Raw genomic sequence first — 26,280 nt, 5'->3', positions numbered from 1 at the left:
AGTGTCCCGTGGTCTTCAGCGGACCGACATCAGGAATTCGGCAATCGGCCCCAGCGCGAGCGCCGGTAGGAAAGTCAGCGCGCCGACTACGATCACCACGCAGGCAAGCAAGGTGATGAACAGCGGCGTATGGGTGGGCAAGGTGCCGGCCGAAGCTGGCACATGACGCTTGGCCGCCAGCGAACCGGCCATGGCCAACATGGCGATCATCAACAGGTAGCGCGACAGATACATGCACACGCTCAACAGCACATTCCAGAACGGTGTATTGGCCGACAGACCGCCAAACGCACTGCCGTTGTTATTGGAGGCCGAGGAGACGGCGTAAAGCATCTGGCTGAAGCCGTGCGCACCAGGATTGGACACGCCAGCCACGCCTGCCGGGGTCATCACCGCGATGGCCGTGCAGATCACCACCAGTGCACACGGCACCAGTACGGCGAGGCTGGCCATCTTCATCTCGTGCGCCTCGATCTTCTTGCCGAGGTACTCCGGCGTGCGGCCCACCATCAGGCCCGCAATGAACACGGCCACTACCGCAAAGGCGAGCATGCCGTAGAGGCCCGAGCCGACACCGCCGAACACCACTTCGCCGAGCTGGATCAGCCACATCGGCACCAAGCCACCCAGCGGCGTCATCGAGTCGTGCATGGCGTTCACCGCGCCACACGAAGCCGCCGTGGTGATGGTGGCGAACAGGCCGCTCGCGGCGATGCCGAAGCGCGTTTCTTTGCCTTCCATGTTGCCGCCCGCTTGCAGCGCGGAGGCATGCTGATCCACCGCCAGGCCGTGCATCGCCGGGTTGCCCGCCTGTTCGGCGCCAATGGCACAGTAGGCCAGCGGTATAAAGATCAGCAGCATGGTAGCGAGGATCGCCCAGCCCTGCCGCCGGTCGCCCACCATGCTGCCGAAGGTGTAACAGAGACCACCGGGGATCAGGAAGATCGCCAGCATCTCCAGGAAATTACTGAACGGCGTGGGGTTTTCGTACGGATGCGCCGAGTTCGTATTGAAGAAGCCGCCACCATTGGTGCCCAGTTGCTTGATCGCAATCTGCGAAGCGGCCGGGCCCATCGGCAAGGTCTGCGTCGTCACTTTCGATTCGTGGGTGACGTCGTGGCCGGCGGCATCCTTCAGCGGATTGCCAGCGGCATCCTTGACGGTCTCGGTCATGCTGGTGACCTGCGCCACCGGCACGTCGACATAAGCAGAGAAGTTCTGCACCACACCCTGTGACACCAGCAACAGCGACATCAACAACGAGAACGGCATCAGCACGTAAAGCGTGCTGCGCGTCATGTCGACCCAGAAGTTGCCGACGCTGTTGGCACTCCGGCGGGTGAAGCCACGCACGACCGCCAGCAGCACGGCGATACCCGTCGCCGCGGAAAGGAAGTTCTGCACCGCCAGGCCGAGCATCTGGGTCAGGTAGCTCATGGTGTTTTCACCACCGTAGCCCTGCCAGTTGGTATTGGTGATGAAGCTGATGGCCGTATTGATCGCCGAATCGGGCGTCACCGCGGCAAAGTGCTGCGGATTCAGCGGCAACCATTGTTGCGCACGCTGCAATACATACACGACCACCATGCCGACCATATTGAACAGCAGCATGGCGATCGCATAACGCCGCCAGCCCATCTGTTCGTCGGCACGCACGCCGGCGATCCGGTAGAGCAGGCGCTCCACTCCACCACCGAAGCGCGTCACACGATTGGGTGTTTCGGAAAACGCCAACGCCATATAGCTGCCGACCGGCTTGATCAGCACCAGCAGCACGGCCAGGTAGAGCACAACCTGGAAGAAATCGAAGGTAGTCATTCAAACCACTCCGGCTTGAGCAGGGCTACGCACAAATAGCCCGTCAGGGCCACCGCGATGACGGAGGCCACGATATAGATGACGTTCATGGGAGATCTCCCGCAGAGGAAGCGTGAGCCAGGGAATCCGTTGCCGCGCAGGCAACGGCCGGCAATCAGGGGCGTCGACCCAACCGGTCGCAGATCAGCAGAAAGCCGAGTGCTGCCGCAAAGAGCACGAACGAAAACAAGAGGTAGATGGCGTCCATGTGTTCCGACTCACCGTATTAATCAACGGTGCAAATTGTCGGAACTGGCGCATAAGAAAGGGGTAGCGAATTACCCCGGGGGCGTATAGAACGCGTAAAAATTTGCCGATTGGCATCGGGCTTGGGTTGGCTGTTATCGCCCGCTGCGTAAGCGGCAAGCTGGCGGAAAGGCTCGGTCGTCGCGCTATAGACGAGCAACCTAGCGACACCCGACAACCGAGCGAGAACCCACTCCTCCCTTCGAGAGGGCGCAAGGACTTCGAGCGGGCGCTCAGGCGGTCGTGGTCATACCTACGTCGTCGACCACGACCAGACGCTGGATCGGCAGTCCGGCGTGGTCCCAGGCATCCAGTCCACCCAGCAACGGACGCACCCGGGTATAGCCCTGCGCCATCAGCGCCTTGGCCACCACGGCAGCAGAAGCCTCGTTCGGACAGCTGCAATAAATCACCAGTTCGCTGTCGATGGGCACCGCCTGGACAATGCGATCGACACTACTGACGTCCGCCAGCAGCGCGCCTGGAATCACGCGGGTATCCACCATCCGCGCGGCAGCAGAACGCACGTCGACCACGGCTGGCGTGCGGCCAGCGGTTATCGCGTCGTTGAGTTCTTCCACCGTGATGCGCGCCATGCGCAGCGTCCGCAGCAAGCGGTGGCGCTGCCACCATTTGACGGTGATGTAGAGCGCCAGCAGACAGCCCAGCAACATCAAGGCGATGCTGCCGGCGTTGGCCATGGCTTGAAGTACATCCTCAATCTGGCTGGCGAATACATAGCCCAGACCGACCGCAACGCCGACCCACAGCAGCGAGCCCAGGCCATCGAACAGCGCAAAAGGTGCTGGCCGCAGGCCCATCGCCCCCACCAACGGCGGCGCCACCGTAGAAAGACCGGGCACGAACTTGGCGAGCAGCAACATGCCGCCACGCCAGCGCTGGAAACGCAGCTCCGACTGTTTCACACAAGAATCGGGCGACAAGGAAATACGGCACAGCGTACGCATCACGCCGCCACCGTAATAACGGCCCGCCGCATACCAGGCAAAGTCGGCCAGCAGACAGGCCAGCACGGCCACACCCAACAGCCCGGCCACCGGCAGCTTGTCCGCGGCAGCCAAGGCACCAGCGACGATCATGGTCGGCACGGCCGGCAGCGGCGCGCCAGCCTGCTCGACGAGCACATTGATGAAAACCAACAACAGCCCGTATTGTGCGATCAGCTCGACGATGTGATGAGCCATGGGCGGGAAACCTCGCGCGGCCAACAACCCGGCCGATATGGGCGGTGCAGTGCCCGGATCATTGGGGCGGCCGGGTCCAAACGCAATCCATTTTGCGCTCACACCCGAGGCAAAGTCAGGCCCCCGGCGACGCCTGCAGGGCCCCTGCCACGCTGGCGTCCACGCCGGCCATCCGACGTCCCCCCATCAGCACCAGCGGCAGCCATATCAGGGTCATGGCGGCCGCGCAGATGAACACCCCACCGGTACCCACCTGCCCGAGCGCCACCCCGCCTACCGCACCGCCGACAAAGGCGCCCAGGAACTGACTGGTGGAATAGGCACCCATGGCCGCACCGCGCAAATGGGCGGGTGCCAGTTGGGAGACCAGGCTCGGTAGCGCGGCCTCCAACAAGTTGAAAGCCGAGAAGAACACGGCCGCCGCCACACCCAGGACCGCAAGATGGTCCCCGGAGAAGGCAAAGCCCAGCAACCCCAGGCCAATGGCCACCACGCATACCGCCACGATACGCAGGCTCTGCGCCACGTCGCGCATACGGTGCAGGCAGGCGCCCATCACCAGGGCGGCGATTACCATCACCGGCAGGTAGAGCTCCCAATGCTGGCTCACCGGCAGGTGCAGGCGGTCCGCCAACAGCAAGGGCAAGCCGACGAAGCTGGCCGTGAGCAGCATGTGCAGGAAAAACACCGACCCGTTAAGCACCATCATGCGGCCGTCACGCAACATTGACAGCACGCTGCCAAGCGCTGCGGCGGCCGGCGCTTTCTGCCGCTCCGGCGTAGGCACGATCAACCAGAGCAGGACCAGCGCGGCCAACGCCAGCATGGAGGTGGCGGCAAACAAGCCGGAAAGGCCATCGACCGCCTCCAGTGGCGGCCCCAGGATCAGCGCCAGCAGGAAGGCCACGCCGATCGATACGCCGATAATGCCCATGACCTTGCTGCGGTTCTCCTCGCGCGTCAGATCCGCGGCCAGCGCCGTACCGGCCCCGGCCACCGCCCCCATGCCCTGCAACGCCCGCCCGATGACAATACCCACCAGGCTATGTGAAGACGCCGCCAACAGGCCACCCGCCGCGAACACCAGCAATCCGATGGTAATCGCGGGCTTGCGCCCGATCCGATCGGACAGCAGACCCAGCGGGATCTGCAGCAGCACCTGGCCCAGGCCGTAAACGCCCAGGGCCAGCCCGATCAGCCAGGGCGTGGCGTCCGGCATCTGTTTCGCATACAGCGAGAACACCGGCATGATCAGAAACAGGCCAAACAAGCGCAGGCTGATGACGCAAGCGAGGGTCAGCGCACTGCGCCGCTCAAGAGGGGAGAGTTTGCTCACCGGACGGGATCTTGTAAGGACGGGCCACCCCGTCATTATACGTTTCGACCCAACCGCCAAACTGTGGTCGCGTGTCGCGGCGCATTCTTGCGCCGCCATATCCTTATAATCGGCGGATACGAAGCCTTGACCTACTCATGACAACGACTTCCACCGACACCCGCCGCTCCGCCGATTACGCCGCCGTACGAGCGCTTGCTGCCGGTGATATGCAGCGCGTCGACACCTTGATCCGGGCCCGCCTGTCCTCGGGCGTGGTGCTGATCAACCAGATCGCGGACCACATTATTGCCAGTGGCGGCAAGCGCTTGCGGCCGATGCTGCATGTTCTGGCAGCGGGCGCGGCCGGCTACCACGGCGATCAGCACATCAAGCTGGCGGCGGTGATCGAGTTCATCCACACCTCCACCCTGCTGCACGACGACGTGGTGGACGAGTCGGACCTGCGGCGTGGCCGCAAGACCGCCAATGCGCTGTGGGGCAACGCGGCCAGCGTGCTGGTGGGCGACTTCCTGTACTCGCGTTCGTTCCAGTTGATGGTCGAGCTGGACAACATGCGCATCATGCGCATCCTGGCCGACACCACCAACACCATCGCCGAGGGCGAGGTGCTGCAGCTGCTCAACATCGGCAATGCCGACGTCGATGAGGCCTCCTACCTGGCCGTGATCGAACGCAAGACGGCCGTGCTGTTCGCCGCCGCCACCGAACTCGGCGGCCTGCTGGGTGGCCTGCCCGAGCATCAGGTCAGCGCACTACGCCGCTATGGCATGGAGCTCGGCTATGCCTTTCAGATTGCCGACGATTTGCTGGATTACGTTTCCGATGCCGGCACCATGGGCAAGAACGTGGGCGACGACTTGGCCGAGGGCAAGCCCACCCTTCCGCTGATCTATGCCTTGCAGAGCGCCGACGCCGAGCAGACGCTGTCGCTACGCCATGCCATCGAGCACGGCGGCCTCGATTCGCTCGATCGAATCATTGGCGCCATTCGTGATTCCGGTGCACTTGAGCGCACGCACGCGCGCGCCGTGGCGCATGCCAACGCTGCACGCCACGCCTTGAGCGAGCTGCCCGAATCTCCCTGGCGCGACGCGCTGGCTGCGCTGGCAGACTACTCGGTACAGCGCGACTTCTGATCTCGTCGACGATATCGCGTGCACCTCGACCGAGGTGCACGCGCATCGGTCAAACCTTACGGCGTGCCGGTAAACGCCCCGTGCAGCCAGTCCTGCATCATGCGAAAGCTGCGCTGAGCCGCCCGTTCGTCATAGGCGCAGCCGGGCTTGTGCTGATCGGTTTCCGTAAAGCAATGCACCGTGTTGCCCAGCACCACGAACTGCCAGTCGGCCTTGCTGCCGCGCATTTCGTCCATGAACTTGTCCGCGTCGGGCATGGTGCCCTTGTCATCGGCACCGTTCATTACCAGCACGCGCGCCTTGATCTGCTTGGCCAAGGCCGGGTCATCGGTCTGCAGCCCGCCATGGAACGACACCACGGCGGCGATGTCGGCACCGCTGCGCGCCAGGTCGAGCACGGCCGAACCGCCGAAGCAGAAGCCGATCGCCGCCAGCTTCGAAAGATCGATAGGGGCTTCCTTGGCTTGCGCCTTGAGCTGGCCCAGCGCGAGATTGACGCGGGTACGCATCAACCCACGGTCACCGTATAGCGGCTTCACTGCCGCCATCGCCTGCTCGTCGCTGGTTGGGCGCACCTTTTCGCCATACATGTCGGTCACCAGGATGACGTAATCCTTGCCGGCAATGCCCTCGGCCTTCTTCAGCGCGAGATCGTTCACGCCATACCAGTTGGGCACCATCACCAGGCCCGGGCGCTTGGTGGCCACGGCGTCGTCATAGACCAGCACGCTATGAAAACGCGTGCCGTCCTGCATCCATTCCACCGGCTTGTGCACCATCTTCGCCTGGGCGGCGAAGGCAAAGCCGGACAACAACAGCGCACAACAAAGTCGGGCGATACGCATGACTTCCACTCCTCGTTGCAGGGTTTGAAAGGCTTAAAGGCCAGCGGCGTGTTCCGCCAACCGACGTTTGATGGGAGACAACCGATCCAGCAGGCGCACGCCCAGGCCGCGCGCAGCCATCAGCGGCGGCGACTGCCAACTGTAGATACGCGCCAGCGCGTCAAAGCCCAGCGCATCGAGTGTGTCGGCGCTGCGTCGGCGGCGCGCGTAACCACGCAGCACGTGGCTCGCCGCGATGTCGCGACCTTCGTCGCGCGCAGCCACCAGGGTATCGCGCAATTCAGTCACGTCGCGCAGTCCCAGGTTCACACCCTGCCCTGCCAGCGGGTGGACCGCATGCGCCGCATCACCCAACAGCACGAATCGATCGGCCTGGTAGCTCTTGGCCAACTGCAACTTGAGCGGAAACGCGGCACGCGGCGTGCTGCCCGTCACGCGTCCCAGGCGGAAGTCGCTGGCGACGCCGAGCTCATCGAGAAATGCCTGGTCGCCCAGTGCCATGACGCGCTGCGCCTCGGCCTCGGGCAGCGTCCACACAATGGAACTGCGTCCATCCGCCAAAGGCAGCAGCGCCAGCGGGCCGGTGGCCAGGAAACGCTGCCACGCCGTGCCTTCGTGAGCGCGTTCGGTGGTGACGTGGGCCACCACGCCGCGCTGGGCATAGTCGCGCCCCTGCGTCTCGATGCCGGCCAGTGTACGCAGGGGTGATCCGGCGCCGTCGGCGGCGACCAGCAGGCGCGCGGACATGGCCTCGCCGGCGTCGAGCTCCAGTTGAATGCGATCTTCAAGCACCTCGAAACGATGCACCTGTGCCGGGCACAGCCGGCGCACGCCAGCACCCTCCAGCGCCTGCCACAACTGCCACTGCACCAGGCTGTTCTCGACGATGTAGCCAAGCAGATCGCGTCCTTCGGTGGCCGCATCAAAATGGATCGCGGCACCCGTCGCCGCATCCCACACGTGCATGTGCGCATAGGGGCTCGCGCGCGCGTCGCGGATGGACGTCCATACATCGAGTTCGTCAAGCAGCGCGACAGACGAAGGCGCAAGACCGACCACGCGCAAATCAACGTCGCCTTGAGCGGACCACGGCGAAGGGGCCCAAGCTTCAAGCAAGGCCGTGGCGAATCCTGCGCGCGCCAGCGCCAGCGCGGTCGCGGCGCCCACCATGCCGCCGCCTACGACTGCGACATCCAAGGCAGGTCCGCGACGGCGTGAAGACTCGCCTCGTGTCATGCCGGGGCCGCTCATGGCAGTCGCTCCAGTACCGCACGAGGCGGATCACTGCGAAAACCCATGCCGCGCCTGGCCAGCAAACGCTGCACCGGCGGCAGGCGATCGAATGCCAGCATGACCATGGAGCGCAACGGCCCTAACCATGGCTGTGGCAGACAGGCCAGTTGCACGAGGCCATGGCTCATCGCCATGGTGCCCTCGCGATCGGCAGCACGGCGTGCGGCGTAGCGCTCCAACACATCGTGAGCCCCTGGGTCGGCCACGCCAGCCACCAGTTCCGCCAACGTCAGCGCATCGCGCAGACCCAGATTGAATCCTTGCGCGCCAATCGGATGAATGGTCTGGGCTGCATTGCCGACCAGCACCGCCCTTGGCGCGACCAGTGCGCTCGCCGCCACCCGCTGGATGGGATAAGCATGCCGCTTGCCCGGTCGACTCAAGCGGCCCAGCCGCCAGCCAAACCGCTGCTGGGCCAGACCGACGAAACCCTCATCGTCCAACGCAGCGACGGTGTCGGCGTCCTCGCGAGCAACGGTAAGCACCAGGCCACAGCGGCGCTCCGTCAGTGGCAGCAGCGCGATCGGGCCGTTGTCCGCGAAACGCTCGTACGCGCGGTTGGCGTGGTCGCGCTCCGGCGTGATCGTGCAGACGAACAGCGTCTGCTGGTAGTCATGGCGTTCGGTGCCGATGCCGACCTGGTCGCGCACGAACGACGCGGTGCCGTCCGCGCCCACCAGCAGCGGTGTATCGATTTCCATTGAGCCCTCGGCTGTGCGAATGCGTGCCCGCCAACCTTGGGCCAGCGGCTGCAATGCCTCCAGTCGGGCAGGAGCCAGGCGCCGCAGTCGTCGGCACTCATCCAGGCGCCGCAGCAAGGCCGCCCCGAGTTCGCGAGCAGGGAGGGTCCAGCCCAACGCGTCGACCGCATGTTTCGCGGCGTCCAACTGGACACTGCCGAACTCGCCGGCACGCGTGACGTGGATGTGACGAATCGGGGTCGCTTGTGCCGCTGCATGCGGCCATACGCCGATTGCAGCGAGGCCGTTTACGGTAGCCCGGGCCAGCGCGAGATTGCGTTCATCGTAGCTGGGCTGATCTCCGACGCGCGGCGCAGCGGCCTCGACCATGACGGCGTCGATACCGGCCGCGTCGAGCGCAATGGCCAGGCTGGCGCCCACCAGTCCACCACCAATGATAAGGACCGGCTGCTGAGCGGAAGTCACAGGGGCGACGTGATCAGATGAGGTAATCATGGCGGGGGATGATACGCGCTGAAACGGCCGGACCCCATGGCAGCCCCCATTCAAGAGGCGTTCGGCTATCCATAATTGCGATAGACTTGCTGTCTGCATTTGGCGTATCAGACGGAGCAACTCATGGCTATGACGCAAACCCAGCGGCTAGGCATCTTCCTGGCACTCGCCCTGGTGATGACCGCCACCCGCATTCACCTTTCGCTGTTCAACCATGATGTGCGCGATGCGTCGTGGGCGGTGTTCTTCCTGGCCGGGTTCTGGCTGCGCGGATCGTTTCGTTGGGCATTTCCGCTGCTCATGGCCGGGGCCGTCCTCATTGATTACCTGGTGATCAACGGACAGGGCATCGACTTCTGGAGCCACTACTGCGTATCGGTGGCCTACTGGTTCCTGATTCCGGCCTACCTGTCCCTGTGGATGGGCGGCAGCTGGCTGGCGCGCCACCAGCGCGGCCTGAGCATGTCGACCCTGGGTCTTGCGGCCGTGGCGCTGCTGGTCAGCCAACTGGCCTGCTACGTGCTCTCCAACGGCAGCTTCTACTGGCTCAGCAACAGCGTGCCGCAGCCGCGCAGCTTCAGCGCATGGTTCGCGAACCTGGGCGACTGGTATCTGCCGTTCCTCGGTACCACCGCGTTTTACGTAGGCATCGGCGCCCTGCTGCACGTGCTGGTCACCCAGCTTTCGCGCACGCTCGGTCATACCGTCGCGTCGCGTGACCTGCACCGCTAACGAGACAGTGGCCACCCGTGGGTAATCGCCTCTCAAAGATCTACACCCGCACGGGTGACGATGGCAGCACCGGCCTTGGCGATGGTTCCCGCGTCGCCAAAGACTCGCTACGCGTATCGGCCTATGGCACGGTCGACGAACTCAACAGCACCATCGGCATGGTGCTGGCTGCCGCTGGCGTGGACGACGCCATCCGCGAAGCACTGACCCAGGTCCAGCATGAGCTGTTCGACCTCGGCGGCGAGCTGTGTATTCCCGGCATGGCGATGATCGAGGACAAGGACATCGACCGGCTGGAGCAGGTGCTCGACGGTTTTAATGACCCGCTGCCGCCGCTCAAGGACTTCATCCTGCCCGGCGGCGGCATGGCCGCGTCCTGCTGCCATCTGGCACGCACCGTGTGTCGCCGTGCCGAGCGTGAAGTCATCGCACTGGCCCGTGTCGAAGACGTGCGACCGCAAGCCCAACGCTACCTCAACCGCCTTTCCGACCTGCTGTTCGTGATCTCCCGCGTGCTGGCCCGCGCCAGCGGCCACGGTGAGGTGTTATGGCAGCACGAGCGCCGCCGAAAAGCGTAGGGGCCATGCTGCGGCTCTATACCCACGCCCACTGCCTGCAACACGATCCCGGCCCGGATCACGCCGAATCGCCAGCGCGTCTGCGTGCCGTACTTCAAGCGCTCGACCATGACCGCTTCGCTGCCCTGGACCGCATCGAGGCGCCGCGCGCAACGCGTGAACAGCTGCTGCGTGTGCATACCGCCGAGCACATCGATCGCATCCTGGGCATCGTGCCCGAGAGCGGCACCGTCCGGCTCGATGAAGACACCCTGATGTCCCACGGTTCGGCCGAAGCTGCGCTGCGGGCGGCCGGCGCCGCCGTGGCGGCCGTGGACGCCGTGCTCAGCGGCGGTGGGCAGGCCTTTTGCGCGGTGAGGCCACCCGGCCATCACGCGCCGCCGGACCGGGCCATGGGCTTTTGCCTGTTCAACAATATCGCCGTGGCGGCGACCCACGCCATGGCGGCCCATGGCCTCAAGCGCGTCGCCATCGCCGACTTCGACGTCCATCATGGCAACGGCACGCAAGATATCTTCGCCAAGGAATCGCGTGTGCTGTTCATTTCCAGCCACCAGATGCCCTTGTACCCCGACAGCGGGCGCGAGGACGAACGCGGCGTTGGCAATATCGTCAACGCGCCGTTGTCGCCGGGCGATGGCTCCTACGAGTTCCGCGAACTGTGGGAGGGCGCGCTAATCCCTCGGCTGCACGCGTTCAAGCCACAGCTGGTGCTGGTATCGGCAGGCTTCGACGCCCATCGCAATGACCCCTTGGCCGACCTGCGCCTGGGCAGCGAAGACTACGCCTGGATCACCAGCCGACTACTCGACGTGGCGCACGCCCACGCCGAGGGGCGATTGGTATCCAGTCTGGAAGGCGGCTACAACCTGCTGGCCCTGGCCGCGAGCGTCGCCGCACACGTCGGCGAGCTACTGGACGCCTAGCGCTGCTCCAGTTGTCACGCGACGCCTTGCGGCTAGACGGCTGGGGACGGTGTGGGGTTCGCTGGCGCAGCAGGGGCGGGCGATGTACGACTCCGGGTTCGGATCGGCTCGCCACCGGGCGTCGGCCGTGCTCGATTTAGCCGGCTGATACCTGATCCTCGTACCACGGGCCGCTGATGCAACTGCCGTCCAGGGGGTCTTTCTGATAGTTTTACGAGCCTCCCAGCCGACAGACTGCCAACGTGACGCCCAAGCTGACTTCGCGCCACCTGCCCCCGCGCCGCCTGTTGGCGGTCGCTGCTGCCTTTGCCCTGTTCGGTGGCCCGGTTGAAGCTCAGTCGGCGCCGCAAACGTCGGGACCCACGATTACCGCCAGAGCGGCGGCGGGCTGCCCGCTCGGTGCGTTCCACTGCGCGCCAAGGCCGGTCAGTTTCGCGATGTGCCGACCGAACGCCATGCTCGATTTCTACGACCCGTTGCTGAGCAAGGACAGCTCGGTGCGTGCCACCTCCAATACCTATGTCTACGCCGAGCGCGTGGATAGCTCCAACCAGTCTATCTACCACCTTGAGGGGAGGGTGAAGATGGAACGCGCCGACCAGCGCGTTCAAGCCGACGTGGCGGACTACAACCAGGACACCAGCGACTACGATGCGCGCGGCAACGTGCGCTACCAGGAAGTCGGCCAGCTGATGTCTTCTGACCACATGCGTGGCAACCAGGACGCCAGCACCGGCATCGCCGACAACGTGACCTATCAGATGTTGACCTCACGCGGCCATGGCGTGGCCGAACAAGGCCAGATGCTGGACGATCAGCGCACCCGCTATTTCCAGGCGACCTATTCCACCTGCGATGTCGGCAGCCATGTGTGGGAACTGCGCGCCAAAGACATCCGCATGGACAAGGAGACCGGCGAGGGTATTGCCCGCAGCGCGACCATGTATGTCGGCAACGTGCCGATCTTTTACATGCCCTACTTCAGCTTCCCGATCAACGACGAGCGCAAGACCGGCTTCCTGGACCCGACCATTGGTAATTCCAGCCGCTCGGGCCTGATGATCAGCGCGCCCTATTACCTCAACCTGGCGCCGAATTACGACGCCACGCTGGATCCGCGCATCTACACCGACCGCGGCGTGTTACTGGGTGGCGAGTTCCGCTACTACGTCCCTGGCAGCACCGGCCAGATGAATATCGAGTTCCTGCCGAACGATCGTGGCACGACGGATCCAGATAGCGTCATCAACACCGAGAACACCAATCGCTACCTGTTCAAGCTCAACGACTATACGCACCTGTTTGGTCCGTGGGCATTCACGACAAGCATCAATCGCGCGTCGGATCGCAATTATCTGCGCGACTTCGGCAATGACCTGTTCACTGCATCCATCGGCACGCTCACATCGAGCGCCTACGTCGTGGGGAGCGGCACTTGGGGGGGCGGTAGCTTGTGGGCGGCCTGGATCGGCGCGGACGATTACCAGAACATCGACCCCTCGTTACCCGACAGCTCGGTGCAGTACAAGCGCTGGCCGCGCGCCGTCTTCAATGTGGATGTGCCGATCGAACGATGGCTGGAGTTTGGGGCCAATACCGAAGCGGTCGCCTTCCGCAAGGACGAGTCGGTCGAAGGCAATCGTCTCGACCTGTACCCCTATCTTGCCGCGGACTTTCGAGGTGCCTCGTGGTTTGTACGCCCCAAGGTCGCTTATCGCTATACGGCCTACGATCTGATCGGCAACTACAATGCGTTCGGCTACGTCGGACCACTCACGCCAGGCATAGCCACGCCATTCACTCAAACCTCGCCTAGCCGCTCGTTGCCCATTGTCAGTCTCGACAGCGGATTGATCTTCGACCGCAGCACATCGCTATTTGGCACCAGTTACACCCAGACACTGGAGCCTCGGATTTATTACCTGTATGTGCCGTACCGGGATCAGGACAACTTGCCGTTATTCGATACCAACCTGATGTCGTTCGACACTTGGCAGCTGTTTACGCCGAACCAATTTTCCGGCGCGGACCGGCAGATGAATGCCAACAATCTCACCGGCGCGATCACTTCGCGCCTGTTGGACGAAAACGGCGTCGAGCGCCTATCGGCGAGCTTTGGCCAAATCCGCTACTTCACCGAACAGCGGGTACAGCTGCCCTATGGCAATTCCGTCCCCCCGCCCACCAACTGGTCCGGCTCTGACTACGTTGCCGAGCTAGACACCCAGCTCGACGACCAATGGCGAGTCACCTCGTCCTATCAGTGGAACCCGAACACCCGCCTCACCGATCTCGGCGCGATCGGGGTTCAGCGACGCCTGCTCACCGACGGCATCATCAATTTCTCCTACCGCTACCGCCGCACCCCCGGCAGCGTGCAACCCCTGCTGGAACAATACGACGCATCCATTGTCTATCCCGTCTCCGATCGCTGGCGACTGCTTGGCCACTGGACGTATTCGGTGCTGGACAAGGCCACGGTGGAGGCGCTCGCTGGCGTGGAATATGACAGCTGCTGCGTTGCCCTACGCCTGATCGCACGACATTACGTGAATTCCTACAACTACCTTACGCCAGCGGCAGGCGCCTCCACCAACACCTCCATCATGTTTGAAGTCGAATTCAAGGGCATGGGGAGCTCGATGGGCAAGTCGGAAAACCTCCTGCGCAGTGGTATTCTTGGATATCAATAACTTCCCTGTCGCCTCGGGCGATTGAAGGCTCCGGACTAATGAAGCAACCTTTCGCGATGTTCCTGCTCGCGATCGCTACGGCGACCGCCTTGCCCACCCATGCCCAGTTGCTGCCGCAGGCGGCCACCGGCAAACAGCCGCTCGACCGTATCGTGGCGGTGGTGGATGAAGGCGTCATCCTGCAGAGCGAGCTGAACGAAGCCGTGCGCTCCGTGCAGCAGCAGTACGCCAGCAATCCCGGCCAGCTACCACCGATGGATGTGCTCCAGCGACAGGTACTCGATCGCCTGATCCTTATGAAGCTGCAGGTGCAGCGTGCCGACGACCAGGGCATCCGCGTCTCCGATGCCGATGTGGACCAGGCCGTCAATGCGGTCGCCCAGCAGAACCGGATGACGGCGGACCAGTTGCGGGCAGCGGTTGAGCACGACGGCTCCAGTTTTGCCGCGTTCCGTCACCAGCTCTCTGACCAGTTGGTGGCCCAGCGCCTGCACGATAGCGTCGTGCGCGACCAGGTGACCGTCACGGACAGCGAAATCAACAACATGCTGACCAGCCCCTCCTATAAGGCTGGTGAAATCCATCTGGCGCATATCCAGGTCAGCCTGCCTGCCGGCGCCGGTGCCGCCGACATCAAGGCCGCTCAGGAAAAATCCGAGCAGGCCATCAATGCTATCAAGGGCGGCATGGACTTCCATGCAGCGGCGATCCGCTATTCCGATGCCCAGGATGCCCTTGAGGGCGGCGATCTTGGCTGGCGCCGTGTGGATGAAGTTCCGCCCGCCTTCGCTGACGCCGTCGCCAATATGAAGGCTGGCGATGTCACCGCTGCCTTGCGCGGTCCCACGGGTTTCCACATCCTCAAGCTGATCGAGCAGCGCGCACCGAGCCGCCAGATGGTGGACGAGTTCCACGCCCGCCAGATCCTGATCAAGCCCAGCGAGCTGCTGACGCCGGAGCAGGCCCATCAGAAGGCGATGGATCTGTACAACCAGATCGTCAACAAGCATGAGGACTTCGCCAAGCTGGCGAAGGAGAACTCCAAGGACGACACCACCGCGAACAATGGTGGCGACATGGGTTGGTTCGCGCAGCAGGACTGGGGCACGATCATTGCCCAGCACCTGGGCGAGATGAAGGACAACCAAGTCTCGCAGCCGTTCCAGAGTGAAATCGGCTGGCACATCCTGCAGCGCCTCGGCACTCGCCAGGCCGACCGCACGGACGAGATCTCGCGCAATCAGGCTCGTCAGGCCATCGGTAACCGCAAGGCCGAGCAGGTCTATGAAGACTACCTGCGCGAGATGCGTTCCAACGCCTACGTGAACATCCTGGTGCCCGAGCTGCGCGAGTCTGGCGAGCCGCAGGGCGCGGCGAAGTCCCCCTGAGACGGCGTTGAGCAACGACACCCTACCCCGGCTTGCCATCACTGCGGGTGAGCCGGCGGGGATCGGCCCAGAGCTGTTGATCCGATTGGCCGCCACTCCGTTGGCGGCCAATTTCATTGCGATCGCCGATCGCCATCTGCTGCAGCGAGCCGCTGACCGCTGCGGCCTGCCGGTCGAGTTTATCGACGACGATTCGGCGCCAATTCGCACTCGGCGTCCCGGCGAACTGCGCATTCATCATGTAGCGCTGGATACGCAGGAAGTACCGGGGCAGCCTGATCCACGCAATGCCCGACATGTGCTGGCCACGCTCGCCGAGGCGGCGGATGGTTGCATGGCAGGACGCTACGCTGCCGTCGTCACTGCCCCGCTGCAAAAATCGTCCATCAACGAAGCAGGCATCCGCTTCAGCGGGCATACCGAATTTTTCGCCGAGCGCGCCCACGCCGATGTCGTCATGATGCTGGCCAGTCCAGAGTTGCGCGTCGCGCTGGCCACGACACACCTCCCGTTGTCTGCCGTGCCTGCTGCCATTACGCCGGCGACGCTGGAACGCGTCCTGCGCATCGTTCAGCGCGAACTGCGGGACAAGTTCGGCTTTGGCGAACCGCGCATCGCCGTGCTGGGCCTCAACCCTCATGCGGGCGAAGGTGGTCATCTCGGGCGTGAGGAGATCGATACGATCATCCCCTTGCTGGACACCCTACGCGCTGAAGGGATGCAACTGATCGGGCCGCTGCCCGCCGATACCGCCTTCGTGCCCGCCCAACGTGAGCGCTACGATGCGGTATTGGCGATGTACCACGACCAGGCCCTGCCTGTACTCAAGAGCGAAGCCTTTGACCGCACAGTCAATCTCACCCTGGGTCTACCCTTCATCCGCACCTCGGTGGACCACGGCACCGCGCTCGATCTCGCCGGAACCGGTCGCGCAGATCCATCGAGCCTGATCGCCGCGGCGCGGATGGCGCTGGAGCTCGTGGCACGACGCCAACACACGGGCACGCACGGAGTGGACGATGGGTAGCGCTGGCGCACGCAGCAACGCAACGCAGCCGGCCGCACACTCGACAAGCGCACACTCACGTCTTCGTTTCTCGCGACATCACACGATGTCCGCATGCCCACAGCCCACTCCCCGGCATCACTCATGAACGCCCGTCCCAAGAAAAGCTTCGGCCAGCACTTCCTCCACGAGAAGCGCTATATCGAGCGCATCGTCAGCGCCATCTCGCCACGCGCGGAGGACTTCGTCGTGGAGATCGGCCCGGGCGAAGGCGCACTGACCCTGCCGCTGCTTGCCGCCGCGGGCAAGCTCACCGCGATCGAACTGGACACTGACCTGATTCCCGGCCTCAAGGCGCGGGCGGCCAGCGTTGGCGAGTTGAACATCATCCACTCGGACGTGCTCAAGGTGGACTTCACCGCCCTCGCCCATCGCCAGGGTGTGGAGCGTCTGCGCGTGGCCGGCAACCTGCCGTACTACATCTCCAGCCCGATCCTGTTCCACTGCGTCGAGCACGCTCGCGCCATCCAGGACATGCACTTCATGCTGCAGAAGGAAGTGGTCGACCGCATGGCGGCTGAGCCTGGCAGCAAGGTGTACGGGCGGCTCTCGGTGATGTTGCAGCTGGCTTGTCGGGTGGAACCGCTGTTCACGGTACCGCCCGGCGCATTCCGCCCACCGCCGAAGGTCGATTCGGCCGTCGTGCGGCTGGTGCCTCTCGCGCCCGAGCAATTACCGGACGCCGATCCCGAGCGGATTTACACCATCGTCAAGGCGGCATTCGCCCAACGGCGGAAAACGCTCAGCAATGCGCTCAAGAACGTCATGGACAGCAGCGCCATCATCGCCGCGGATGTAGACCCCAAGGCCCGCGCCGAAACCCTCTCGCCGCACGACTACGTGCGTCTGGCCAAAGTTGTTATGGGTTGAGGGCGGGCTTTGCGATACCGCGACAACTGAGCGTTGTCGCCAGGTTGCCGCTTACGACCGAAGTGAGTCCCCGTGGGACGCAGCGGGCCCGTTTCGAGCGCCTGAGCAGGCTGTCGACATAGCCCCGTGGATGCAGCAACTCGTCGGCCATGCAACAACCGGCCACAAGCCTACGGTCTTCGCAGAGGCATCGAGTCAGGGCGAGCTACCAAAGCCCCGCAGAGGGCGGTGATTCAGCCGTTTTCACGCAAGCTTTCCCCATGCGCGGCGACAACCCGTACAATCTCGGCATGAACGAAAGATCTTCCTACACGATCGACGTGCAGGTCGAACCCCGCTTTGTCCCCGATCAATCCCGTCCCGGCGACAACCGCTACGTCTTCGCCTACACGATCACCCTTCACAACGCAGGCGATGTCCCCGCACGCCTGCTGACGCGCCACTGGGTCATTACCGACGCCAATGGCAAGGTCGAAGAAGTCAGCGGGGAAGGCGTCGTCGGCGAGCAGCCGTGGATTCGACCCGGCGACGAATACGAATACACCTCGGGCGCCGTGCTGGAAACGGCGGTCGGGGTGATGCAGGGCAGCTATGAAATGCTGGCTGACGACGGTACGCGTTTCGAAACGCCAATTCCGCCGTTCACCCTGTCGATTCCGCGAACGCTGCACTGATGGCTACGTACGCCATTGGGGACGTGCAGGGCTGCCATCCCGAACTTCAACGCCTACTCGACAAGCTCCGTTTCGACCCTGCGAGTGACCGCCTGTGGTTCTGCGGCGATCTGGTCAATCGCGGCGGACAGTCGCTGGAAACCCTCCGCCTGATCCACAGCTTGCGCGAGCAGTCGGTAGTCACCCTGGGCAATCACGACCTGAGCCTGTTGGCGATCGCCCAGCGGCGCCCCGAGGCGCAGTCCAAGGTGAACCCGGAGCTGCGCGAAGTCCTGTTCGCCGACGACGCACCGGTACTGCTGGAGTGGCTGCGCTCGCAAAAACTGCTGCACCATGATGAACAGCTCAACTGGACCATGGTGCACGCGGGGCTGGCACCATTGTGGACGCTACGCCAGGCGCAACGATCCGCGCAGGAGATCGAACGCGAACTCGGCAGTCCGCGCCATCCGCGACTCCTCAAGAACCTGTTCGGCAATCGTCCGGCCGCGTGGAATAGCCGACTGCAGGGCATCGAACGGATGCGCGCGTCGATCAACACGTTGACTCGCATGCGCTACTGCGATGTGCAAGGACGCATCGATTTCGAAAGCAAGGGTATCCCCGGCACGCAGAAGCCGGGCATGTATCCCTGGTTCGAGGTGCCGGGCATGCGCCGGCGCGAAACGCGCTTCGTGTGCGGCCACTGGTCGGCACTGGGCCGGTTCGCCGGCCTGGGCGTCTATGCGATCGATACCGGTTGCGTCTGGGGTGGCCAGCTCACCGCACTGCGCCTGGACGAAGAAGAGCCGCGCTATATCGCCGTGGACGCCGAGCCGTACCGCAAGCGGCCACCCGGCGGTGGCGACTGAGATGTTCCTCGGGCGCCGCTTGCCAGCGCCCGATCTCCGCCCAGTGATGTCTCCAAAAAGAAACCCCGCCGAGGCGGGGTTTCTTTGTTGCTCAGCTCAGTTGGCCGTGGCAATGCTTGTATTTTTTGCCCGACCCACACGGACAGGGATCGTTGCGGCCGATCTTGGGACCGTCGTGCAGTCCGGCTGCCGCCGGCTGCGCCACCATGCTGCTGGCTGCCAGCGACTCGGGATCGGCGCCCAATGCACCCACCGGCGCACCGCCGCCGCTAGCCAGCATGTGGCGCTGCAGGCGCTCGGCCATGCGCTGCTGCTCGGCTTCCATCGCGGCGACTTCTTCTTCGCTCCGCACGCGCACGCGCGCCAGCATCTGCACGACTTCCGTCTTGATGCGATCGAGCATGCTCGAGAACAGTTCGAACGATTCGCGCTTGAACTCCTGCTTGGGCTGCTTCTGCGCATAGCCGCGCAGATAAATGCCCTGGCGCAGATAGTCCATGCTCGCCAGGTGCTCCTTCCAGGCGTTGTCGACCACGCTGAGCATGATGTGCTTTTCGAGCTGGCGCATCGTTTCGGGGCCGATCTGCAGTTCCTTGTTCTTGAACAGCTGCTCGACCGCCTCGCGCACGTGCTCGAGGATCATCTTGTCGTCGACCTCCTGCTGCTGGTCGATCCAGTGCTTCAGATCCGCCGAAAGCCCGAACTCGCTCTCCAACTCGCGATCGAGACCGGCGATATCCCACTGCTCGTCGATGCTGTCGGCCGGAACATGGCGACGAACCATCTCGATCGCCACGTCATCGCGGATGTCGGCAATGGTCTCGGAGACATCGTCGACTTCCAGCAACTCATCGCGCTGGCGATAAATCACCTTGCGCTGGTCATTGGCGACGTCATCGAACTCGAGCAAGTGTTTGCGGATGTCGAAGTTGTGCTGCTCGACCTTGCGCTGCGCCTTTTCGATCTGACGGCTGACCATGCGGTCTTCCAACGCATCGTCTTCCTTCATGCCGAACATGCGCATCCAGCGGCCGACCCAGTCGCCAGCAAAGATGCGCAGCAGGTTGTCCTGCAGCGACAGATAGAAACGCGACGAGCCCGGATCGCCCTGGCGACCCGATCGACCGCGCAGCTGGTTGTCGATACGACGCGACTCGTGGCGCTCGGTGCCTACGATGTGCAAACCACCGGCAGCCAGCACCTGTTCGTGACGCTTCTTCCAGTCGACCTTGACCTGGTCGCGCTGCGCCTGGCTGGCATCCTCGGGCAACGCCGCAAGCGCCGCTTCCAGGCTACCGCCCAGCACGATGTCGGTACCGCGACCAGCCATGTTGGTGGCGATGGTGACCGAACCGGGCGCACCGGCCTGCGCCACGATATGCGCCTCGCGCTCGTGCTGCTTGGCATTGAGCACTTCGTGCGTAATCTTGGCCTGGCGCAGCAGCTCGGACAGCAGCTCGGACACTTCGATCGAGGTGGTACCTACCAGCACGGGCTGACCGCGCTTGTGGCAATCCTTGATGTCCTCGATCACCGCCTTGTACTTGACCTCCTGGCCAAGGAAGACCATGTCGGCGTTGTCCTGGCGGATCATCGGCTTGTGGGTGGGGATGACCACCACTTCCAGACCGTAGATCTGCTGGAATTCGTAGGCTTCCGTATCGGCCGTACCGGTCATGCCGGACAGCTTCTTGTACATGCGGAACAGATTCTGGAACGTCACCGTGGCCAGCGTCTGGTTCTCGCGCTGGATCGGCACGCCTTCCTTCGCTTCCACGGCCTGGTGCAGACCGTCCGACCAGCGGCGGCCCGGCAAGGTGCGGCCAGTGAACTCGTCGACGATCACCACTTCGCCATCACGCACGATGTAATCCACGTCGCGGTGATAGATGGCATTGGCGCGCAGCGCCGCGTTGAGGTGATGCACGACGGCAAGGTTCTTGGAGTCGTACAGGCCGCTATCGGGATCGATCACGCCCGCATCGCGCAACAATTCATCCGCGTGCGACATGCCCTCTTCGGACAGGTGCACGGCCTTCTGTTTCTCATCGACGAAATAATCGCCGTCGGTGTCTTCCTTCTCCTGGCGGATCATCTTGGGGACGATCTTGTTCACCGCGATGTAGAGCTGCGGCGAATCCTCGGCCGGGCCGGAAATGATCAGCGGCGTGCGCGCTTCATCGATCAGGATCGAGTCGACCTCGTCGACGATCGCGTAGTGCAAGCCGCGCTGGTAGCGCTGGTCCTTGCTCAACGCCATGTTGTCGCGCAGGTAGTCGAAACCGAATTCGTTGTTGGTGCCGTACGTAATGTCGGAGCTATAAGCTTGGTGCTTGTCGGCGTGGTCCATGCCCGGCCATACCACGCCCGTGGAAAGGCCAAGGAAGCTGTACAGCTTGCCCATCTGCGCCGAGTCGCGGCGAGCCAGGTAGTCGTTGACCGTCACCACGTGGACGCCCTTGCCTTCCAGGGCATTGAGGTACACCGGCAAGGTGGCGACGAGGGTCTTGCCCTCGCCCGTGCGCATTTCGGCGATACGGCCCGAATGCAGCACCATGCCGCCGATCAGCTGCACGTCGTAGTGGCGCATGCCGAGCACGCGCTTGGCGCCCTCGCGCACGACGGCAAACGCCTCGGGCAGCAGCTTGTCCAGCGCTTCGCCAGCGGCAATACGCTGCTTGAACTCCTCGGTCTTGGCGCGCAGGCCGTCGTCGCCCAGCTTCTCGAACTCGGGTTCCAGCGCATTGATGCGGGATACATTCTTGGAGAGCTGGCGCAGCACGCGTTCATTGCGGCTACCAAAGAGGCTCGTCAGGGCACGATTGAACATCGATCTTCCGGATCAGGATTCATAAGCCGCCCGCCCGGCAAGTCCGGGCAGGACGAAAGGAATGATGATACTAGGGTCGGCTGGGTATCCCAAACGCATGGCCGCTTTGTTGAAGGACCCTTGGTACAACCCGCCTGGCGTGGCCATCGGCTGCGCCGAACTCCCCGTTCATCGTCCCCGTCAAGGAGTGGCGGCGCACACGAGGGCTTTCAAGGGCGGCGAAGCGCCGCCCGGCACACCACTCAGCGATGGTTTTTCACGAAGGCCAGCGGATTGACCACGCGCCCCTTGTACCAGACCTCGAAATGCACGTGCGAGCCGGTGGAACGGCCGGTGGAACCCGCCTCGGAGATCACGTCGCCCACGTGCACGCGCTGGCCGGGACTGGCCTCCAGTTTGCTGTTGTGGGCATAGCGGGTCATGTAGCCATTGCCGTGATCGATCTCGATCACGTCACCGTAGCCGGTGCGCTCGCCAGCGAAGGTCACCATGCCCTCGGCCACGGCATGCACCGGGGTGCCCTTGGGCGCGGAGATGTCGAGACCCGTGTGATAGGCCGCATGCCCGCTGAACGGATCAGGGCGGCCACCGAAATAGGATGAGATATAGCCCTCAACCGGCATGCCGGTCGGCTTTAGATTGGACTCGATCTTGGCGTCCAGCAGCAGACTTTGCAGGGCAGACAGCTGTGCCTGCTGACTGTCGAACTGATTGGCCAACTGATCGATGCTGGTATTCAAGGTCTGCGGCAGGGCGTAAGCGCTGTCCGCCGTGTCTTCCACACCACCCACGGCGGGCTGCTCGTCGAAGTTGAACTCGCCATCGTCGAGCTTGCCGACCTGGGTCAGGCGCTCACCGAGCGCGTTGAGCCGGGTGGACTGGGCTTGCAGCTGGCCCAGTTTCACCGCCAGTGCGTCGATATCTCGCTGGGCATCCTTGCGCACGCCAGTCAGCTGGAGATTCTGCTGCTGCACCTGCTGGCGCAGCTGGCGAATCTCGGCCAAGGCGCGGTCGTGAGGACTAGCGACGGCCATGGCCACGGCACCGCCCAGACCAGCGCAACCGAGCACGGCTGCTGCTGCAAGCCCAAGCAGGCGAAAACGTAGCCGCTTGTCGGCAAGATTCCAGGTTTTCGGCACCTTTTTGGTGCGTGACACAAGTATGATTTGCATGTCTCTACTACTTTGAAGATGTCGGCATCCATGCAGCGCGACGTCCCAACCCCATCCCGTCGCACCGGCTCTGGCCTCAAACCCGTCATCGAGTTCGGCCCCGTTGCCTCACTGGCCCGCAAAGCCCGTGAGTTGGATGCGTTGGATCGCGCACTGCGCCAGACGTTACCGTCACCACTCCGCGAGCAGGTTCGTTTTGCCAACCTGCACGACGGCCGTCTCGTTTTTCTGGCTCCTACCCCGGCTCTGGCCGCCAGGCTGCGCCTTCTCCAGACGCAAATCCTCTCGACCGCACGCGCCATAGGCACGTACGCCAGTTCAGTCACCGTGAAAGTGGCCCCCCAACCACCGACAGAAATCGTGCCGGATCGGTCCAAACCGCTTTCGCCCGCCGCTGCCTCTCACCTGAGAGCCGCAGCAGCCTCAACCACAGACCCGGAATTACGGGAACTGTTCCTCGAGTTGGCGTCCATCGCCGAAGTTTCTGATTCCCGATCTGACGGAACCGCTTGATCGCACAGCGTGTGCCGCGTTCCGCCCTACAGCATTTCCGTACTTCCCTGACGCCGATCCGGGGACCGACGCTGCAGGGTTTATAACACGCCCCCACGGACCTGACCGACTGGAATGTCATCAGAACGTGAACAGCAGCATATGGAAGGCGAAGGGTATATCACAAAACGAACGGCCGCGTCCCAGGGACGCGGCCGTTCAGGTTGTTCAGCTTGGACGAAAAGCGGGCGGCTTAGATCGCCTGGGCGGGGTGCGCGTAGGAGATCGGCGAGGTGGCCGGATCGTCCGCGAAGCTGACCTCTTCCCACGCCGTGGCATCGGCCATCAGCGTGCGCAGCAGCTTGTTGTTGAGCTCGTGGCCCGACTTGTGCGCGTAGTAGGCGCCAATCAGGCTGTGGCCGAGCAGGTACAGGTCGCCGATGGCGTCGAGGATCTTGTGCTTGACGAACTCGTCTTCGTAGCGAAGGCCGTCTTCATTGAGCACGCGGTAATCGTCGAGCACGACCGCGTTGTCCATCGAACCGCCCAGCGCGAGGTTGTGTTCGCGCAGCATTTCGATGTCACGCATGAAACCGAACGTACGCGCGCGGCTCACTTCCTTCACAAAGGAGGTAGTGGAGAAATCAATCTCCGCCTTGGACGTGCGCTTGCTGATGATCGGGTGGTTGAATTCGATCGAAAAACCCACCTTGAACCCTTCGAACGGCTCAAAGGTGGCCCACTTGTCGCCTTCCTGCACCTTGATCGGCTTCTTGATACGAATGAAGCGCTTGGCCACGTTCTGCTCTTCGATGCCGGCGGACTGCAGCAGGAACACGAACGGACCCGCGCTGCCATCCATGATCGGCACTTCAGGCGCGGAAAGATCGACATAGGCGTTGTCGATACCCAGGCCGGCCATCGCCGAGAGCAGATGCTCCACGGTGGAAACACGCACGTCGCCGTTCACCAGCGTGGTGGAGAGGCGCGTATCGCCCACTTTGTCGGGGCGCGCTGGCAGTTCAACCGGGGGATTGAGATCCGTACGACGAAACACGATACCCGTGTTCGGAGCGGCCGGGCGTAGCGTCATGTACACCTTGTCGCCGGTATGCAGACCGACGCCGGTGGCACGAATAATGTTCTTGAGCGTACGCTGCTTGATCATTTTTTGGTACCTGTAAGGGGCAGCAGCCAAATTAGGGGAGCGATGCTAACACAGTCTTAACCTGTGAAAAGCCAATCCACGCCACAAACCCTGACATCCCTTTCATGTTCCTTTCATTTACGAAAGATATCCATAAGCGAAAAGATCGGGGAATTTCCTAACATCTTCAATAACTTGGTATAGACGCAGCGCCCCGCGACCGGGACGGGATTCCGGTTGCGGGACGCTGGACCCGCCCGGATTCACCCAGGCCGGTCATGCGTCATCCCTGAGGCACGGTCTATGAAGCCCTACCTACTCAAGAACGATCGCCGAGCAGCGTCAGCCAAGCCACCCGCTTTCTTAACGGGAAGGCCCTCGCAGGCCAGATCCGCCAAGACGGTCTGACGCGCGATTTGTAAGTGACAAGTGAAATCGGCGATTTGTTCAATTTTTCTTCAAATTATTTGTCCTGTCAGCGTCTCAGTCCGCCTGGCGGCGCAGGAAAGCCGGGATATCGAGGTAGTCGAAGCTCGGGTCGGCGCTCTTGCCGGACGCCGAGGTGTCGGCGCGACTGGTCGTGACCGAGTCCGGCTGGGCGTAATCCACCACTTCGTTGCCGGTACCGGTACGCAGTACCACCGGACGCGGACGCTGGCGCATTTCGACCTGCTGGGTTGCCACCGGACGGATCGGCTGGCGGGCTGCGGCTCGGTTGAGGCCGGTGGCCACCACGGTGACGCGGACATCGTCCTGCATTTCAGGATCGAGTGAGGTGCCCATGACCACGGTGGCGTCTTCGCTGGCGAAATCGTGGATGATGCGGCCGATTTCGTCGAATTCGCGCATGGTCAGGTTCGGACCGGCCGTGACATTGACCAGGATGCCGCATGCGCCGTTCAGGTTGACGTCTTCCAGCAACGGGTTGTTGATGGCCGCTTCGGCCGCCGCCTGGGCGCGATCATCGCCACGGGCCGTGCCCGAACCCATCATCGCCATGCCCATTTCGGACATCACGGTGCGCACGTCGGCGAAGTCGACGTTGATCAGGCCCGGCGCGGTAATCAGGTCCGCGATGCCCTGCACGGCGCCCTGCAGCACGTCATTGGCAGCCTTGAACGCATTCAGCAAGGTGACTTCGCGGCCGAGGACGGACAGCAGCTTCTCGTTCGGTACGGTGATCAGCGAGTCGACGTGCTGGGACAGGTCCTCGATCCCCTTGAGCGCCACCTGCATGCGGCGACGGCCCTCGAACGGGAACGGCTTGGTGACCACCGCCACGGTGAGGATGCCCTTTTCCTTAGCCAGCTGGGCCACCACCGGGGCTGCGCCGGTGCCGGTACCGCCACCCATGCCGCAGGTGATGAAAACCATGTCGGCGCCTTCGAGCATTTCCTCGATGCGCTCTCGGTCTTCCAGCGCGGCCTGACGGCCGACTTCCGGATTCGCGCCGGCACCCAGACCCTTGGTTACATTGGCGCCGAGCTGCAGGTGCGTACGCGAGCCACAGCTCTTCATCGCCTGCGAGTCGGTGTTGGCGACGACGAATTCGACGCCGTCGATGTTTGCATTGAGCATGTGAGCCACGGCATTCCCGCCGCCGCCGCCCACGCCGATGACCTTGATCACTGCATTTGGTGCGAGTTTTTCGATCAGTTCAAACATTTCCCGTCCTCCGTAGAGCTTCGTTGTCGTTGTAACCGCGGGCGTTGACCTTCCTGTCACCCCGAGGTGGCGGACGAAC

22 protein-coding genes are annotated in these 26,280 nt (G+C 63.4%); 11 read left to right on the top strand and 11 right to left on the bottom strand.

Translation table 11 applies throughout. From position 1 onward, the window contains the following. Positions 1 to 15: 15 nt before the first annotated feature. From kdpA to OUZ30_RS03485, 4 genes are all read right to left on the bottom strand, one after another. Positions 16 to 1,818 carry a potassium-transporting ATPase subunit KdpA gene (kdpA, locus tag OUZ30_RS03500; RefSeq protein WP_266180790.1) on the bottom strand — a complete coding sequence of 601 codons (1,803 nt, stop codon included), beginning with the start codon at positions 1,816 to 1,818 and terminating at the stop codon, positions 16 to 18. Then, positions 1,815 to 1,907 carry a K(+)-transporting ATPase subunit F gene (gene kdpF, locus OUZ30_RS03495; RefSeq protein ID WP_266180789.1) on the bottom strand — a complete coding sequence of 31 codons (93 nt, stop codon included), beginning with the start codon at positions 1,905 to 1,907 and terminating at the stop codon, positions 1,815 to 1,817. The genes kdpA and kdpF overlap by 4 nt, the downstream gene beginning before the upstream one ends. A 429-nt stretch (positions 1,908 to 2,336) precedes the next feature. After that, a complete protein-coding gene (locus OUZ30_RS03490) occupies positions 2,337 to 3,308 on the bottom strand; it encodes a DedA family protein/thiosulfate sulfurtransferase GlpE (protein ID WP_266180788.1) in 972 nt (323 codons plus the stop codon). Positions 3,309 to 3,423: 115 nt separating this feature from the next. Continuing rightward, the gene (locus OUZ30_RS03485) at positions 3,424 to 4,644 is read right to left on the bottom strand and encodes an MFS transporter (protein ID WP_266180787.1); all 1,221 of its coding nucleotides are present in this window, start codon (positions 4,642 to 4,644) and stop codon (positions 3,424 to 3,426) included. A 137-nt stretch (positions 4,645 to 4,781) separates the two neighbouring features. Here OUZ30_RS03485 and OUZ30_RS03480 point away from each other — a divergent pair, with 137 nt between their 5' ends. Then, on the top strand, positions 4,782 to 5,783 hold the full coding sequence (locus OUZ30_RS03480; protein ID WP_266180786.1) for a polyprenyl synthetase family protein: 1,002 nt from the start codon (positions 4,782 to 4,784) through the stop codon (positions 5,781 to 5,783). Between the two features lie 56 nt (positions 5,784 to 5,839). On the opposite strand, the gene OUZ30_RS03475 is transcribed toward OUZ30_RS03480, so the two are convergent. From OUZ30_RS03475 to ubiH, 3 genes are read right to left on the bottom strand one after another with little or no spacing between them, the layout of a single operon-like run. Further along, a complete protein-coding gene (locus tag OUZ30_RS03475) occupies positions 5,840 to 6,628 on the bottom strand; it encodes a dienelactone hydrolase family protein (RefSeq protein ID WP_266180785.1) in 789 nt (262 codons plus the stop codon). A 33-nt stretch (positions 6,629 to 6,661) separates the two neighbouring features. Continuing rightward, positions 6,662 to 7,879, bottom strand: coding sequence for a UbiH/UbiF/VisC/COQ6 family ubiquinone biosynthesis hydroxylase (locus OUZ30_RS03470; RefSeq protein ID WP_266180784.1), 1,218 nt, complete (start codon positions 7,877 to 7,879; stop codon positions 6,662 to 6,664). Beyond that, positions 7,876 to 9,117: a 2-octaprenyl-6-methoxyphenyl hydroxylase gene (ubiH, locus tag OUZ30_RS03465; protein ID WP_266180783.1), complete on the bottom strand. Its 1,242-nt coding sequence runs from the start codon at positions 9,115 to 9,117 to the stop codon at positions 7,876 to 7,878. Before ubiH ends, OUZ30_RS03470 begins: the two co-directional genes overlap by 4 nt. Before the next feature lie 123 nt (positions 9,118 to 9,240). On the opposite strand from ubiH, the gene OUZ30_RS03460 reads away from it, so the two are divergent. The 9 genes from OUZ30_RS03460 (at position 9,241) to OUZ30_RS03420 (ending at position 18,895) form a co-directional block, all read left to right on the top strand. Beyond that, positions 9,241 to 9,849 (top strand): hypothetical protein, encoded by a 609-nt coding sequence (locus OUZ30_RS03460; protein ID WP_266180781.1) that lies wholly within the window; start codon positions 9,241 to 9,243, stop codon positions 9,847 to 9,849. A 17-nt stretch (positions 9,850 to 9,866) separates the two neighbouring features. After that, entirely contained in the window at positions 9,867 to 10,427 is a 561-nt protein-coding gene (locus OUZ30_RS03455) for a cob(I)yrinic acid a,c-diamide adenosyltransferase (RefSeq protein WP_266180780.1), read from the top strand. A gap of 5 nt (positions 10,428 to 10,432) precedes the next feature. After that, entirely contained in the window at positions 10,433 to 11,353 is a 921-nt protein-coding gene (locus OUZ30_RS03450; RefSeq protein ID WP_266180779.1) for a histone deacetylase family protein, read from the top strand. Positions 11,354 to 11,595: 242 nt separating this feature from the next. After that, the gene (locus OUZ30_RS03445; protein ID WP_266180778.1) at positions 11,596 to 14,046 is read left to right on the top strand and encodes an LPS-assembly protein LptD; all 2,451 of its coding nucleotides are present in this window, start codon (positions 11,596 to 11,598) and stop codon (positions 14,044 to 14,046) included. A 38-nt stretch (positions 14,047 to 14,084) separates the two neighbouring features. Then, positions 14,085 to 15,434: a peptidylprolyl isomerase gene (locus OUZ30_RS03440; RefSeq protein WP_266180777.1), complete on the top strand. Its 1,350-nt coding sequence runs from the start codon at positions 14,085 to 14,087 to the stop codon at positions 15,432 to 15,434. A gap of 7 nt (positions 15,435 to 15,441) precedes the next feature. Beyond that, entirely contained in the window at positions 15,442 to 16,461 is a 1,020-nt protein-coding gene (pdxA, locus tag OUZ30_RS03435; RefSeq protein ID WP_266180776.1) for a 4-hydroxythreonine-4-phosphate dehydrogenase PdxA, read from the top strand. A 123-nt stretch (positions 16,462 to 16,584) separates the two neighbouring features. Continuing rightward, positions 16,585 to 17,370: a 16S rRNA (adenine(1518)-N(6)/adenine(1519)-N(6))-dimethyltransferase RsmA gene (gene rsmA, locus OUZ30_RS03430; RefSeq protein ID WP_266180775.1), complete on the top strand. Its 786-nt coding sequence runs from the start codon at positions 16,585 to 16,587 to the stop codon at positions 17,368 to 17,370. Between the two features lie 290 nt (positions 17,371 to 17,660). Next, on the top strand, positions 17,661 to 18,044 hold the full coding sequence (gene apaG, locus OUZ30_RS03425; protein WP_266183086.1) for a Co2+/Mg2+ efflux protein ApaG: 384 nt from the start codon (positions 17,661 to 17,663) through the stop codon (positions 18,042 to 18,044). Continuing rightward, complete coding sequence (locus OUZ30_RS03420; protein ID WP_266180774.1) at positions 18,044 to 18,895, top strand: symmetrical bis(5'-nucleosyl)-tetraphosphatase; 852 nt, start codon at positions 18,044 to 18,046, stop codon at positions 18,893 to 18,895. Before apaG ends, OUZ30_RS03420 begins: the two co-directional genes overlap by 1 nt. Positions 18,896 to 18,986: 91 nt before the next feature. On the opposite strand, the gene secA is transcribed toward OUZ30_RS03420, so the two are convergent. Both secA and OUZ30_RS03410 read right to left on the bottom strand, forming a co-directional pair. Then, positions 18,987 to 21,725: a preprotein translocase subunit SecA gene (gene secA, locus OUZ30_RS03415; protein ID WP_266180773.1), complete on the bottom strand. Its 2,739-nt coding sequence runs from the start codon at positions 21,723 to 21,725 to the stop codon at positions 18,987 to 18,989. Between the two features lie 242 nt (positions 21,726 to 21,967). Continuing rightward, entirely contained in the window at positions 21,968 to 22,897 is a 930-nt protein-coding gene (locus OUZ30_RS03410; protein WP_266180772.1) for a M23 family metallopeptidase, read from the bottom strand. A gap of 30 nt (positions 22,898 to 22,927) precedes the next feature. Here OUZ30_RS03410 and OUZ30_RS03405 point away from each other — a divergent pair, with 30 nt between their 5' ends. After that, positions 22,928 to 23,410, top strand: a complete 483-nt coding sequence (locus tag OUZ30_RS03405) for a DciA family protein (RefSeq protein WP_266180771.1) — start codon at positions 22,928 to 22,930, stop codon at positions 23,408 to 23,410. Between the two features lie 232 nt (positions 23,411 to 23,642). Here the strand turns inward: OUZ30_RS03405 and lpxC are convergent, their stop codons facing one another. Further along, positions 23,643 to 24,557: a UDP-3-O-acyl-N-acetylglucosamine deacetylase gene (gene lpxC, locus OUZ30_RS03400; RefSeq protein ID WP_266180769.1), complete on the bottom strand. Its 915-nt coding sequence runs from the start codon at positions 24,555 to 24,557 to the stop codon at positions 23,643 to 23,645. 462 nt (positions 24,558 to 25,019) lie between these two features. Next, a complete protein-coding gene (ftsZ, locus tag OUZ30_RS03395) occupies positions 25,020 to 26,201 on the bottom strand; it encodes a cell division protein FtsZ (protein ID WP_266180768.1) in 1,182 nt (393 codons plus the stop codon). Between the last annotated feature and the right edge of the window lie 79 nt (positions 26,202 to 26,280).

The organism is Dyella humicola, assembly GCF_026283945.1.
Taxonomy (GTDB): domain Bacteria; phylum Pseudomonadota; class Gammaproteobacteria; order Xanthomonadales; family Rhodanobacteraceae; genus Dyella; species Dyella humicola.
Note: the sequence above shows the minus strand (reverse complement) of the source record. Positions and strands in the feature narration are given on the sequence as shown.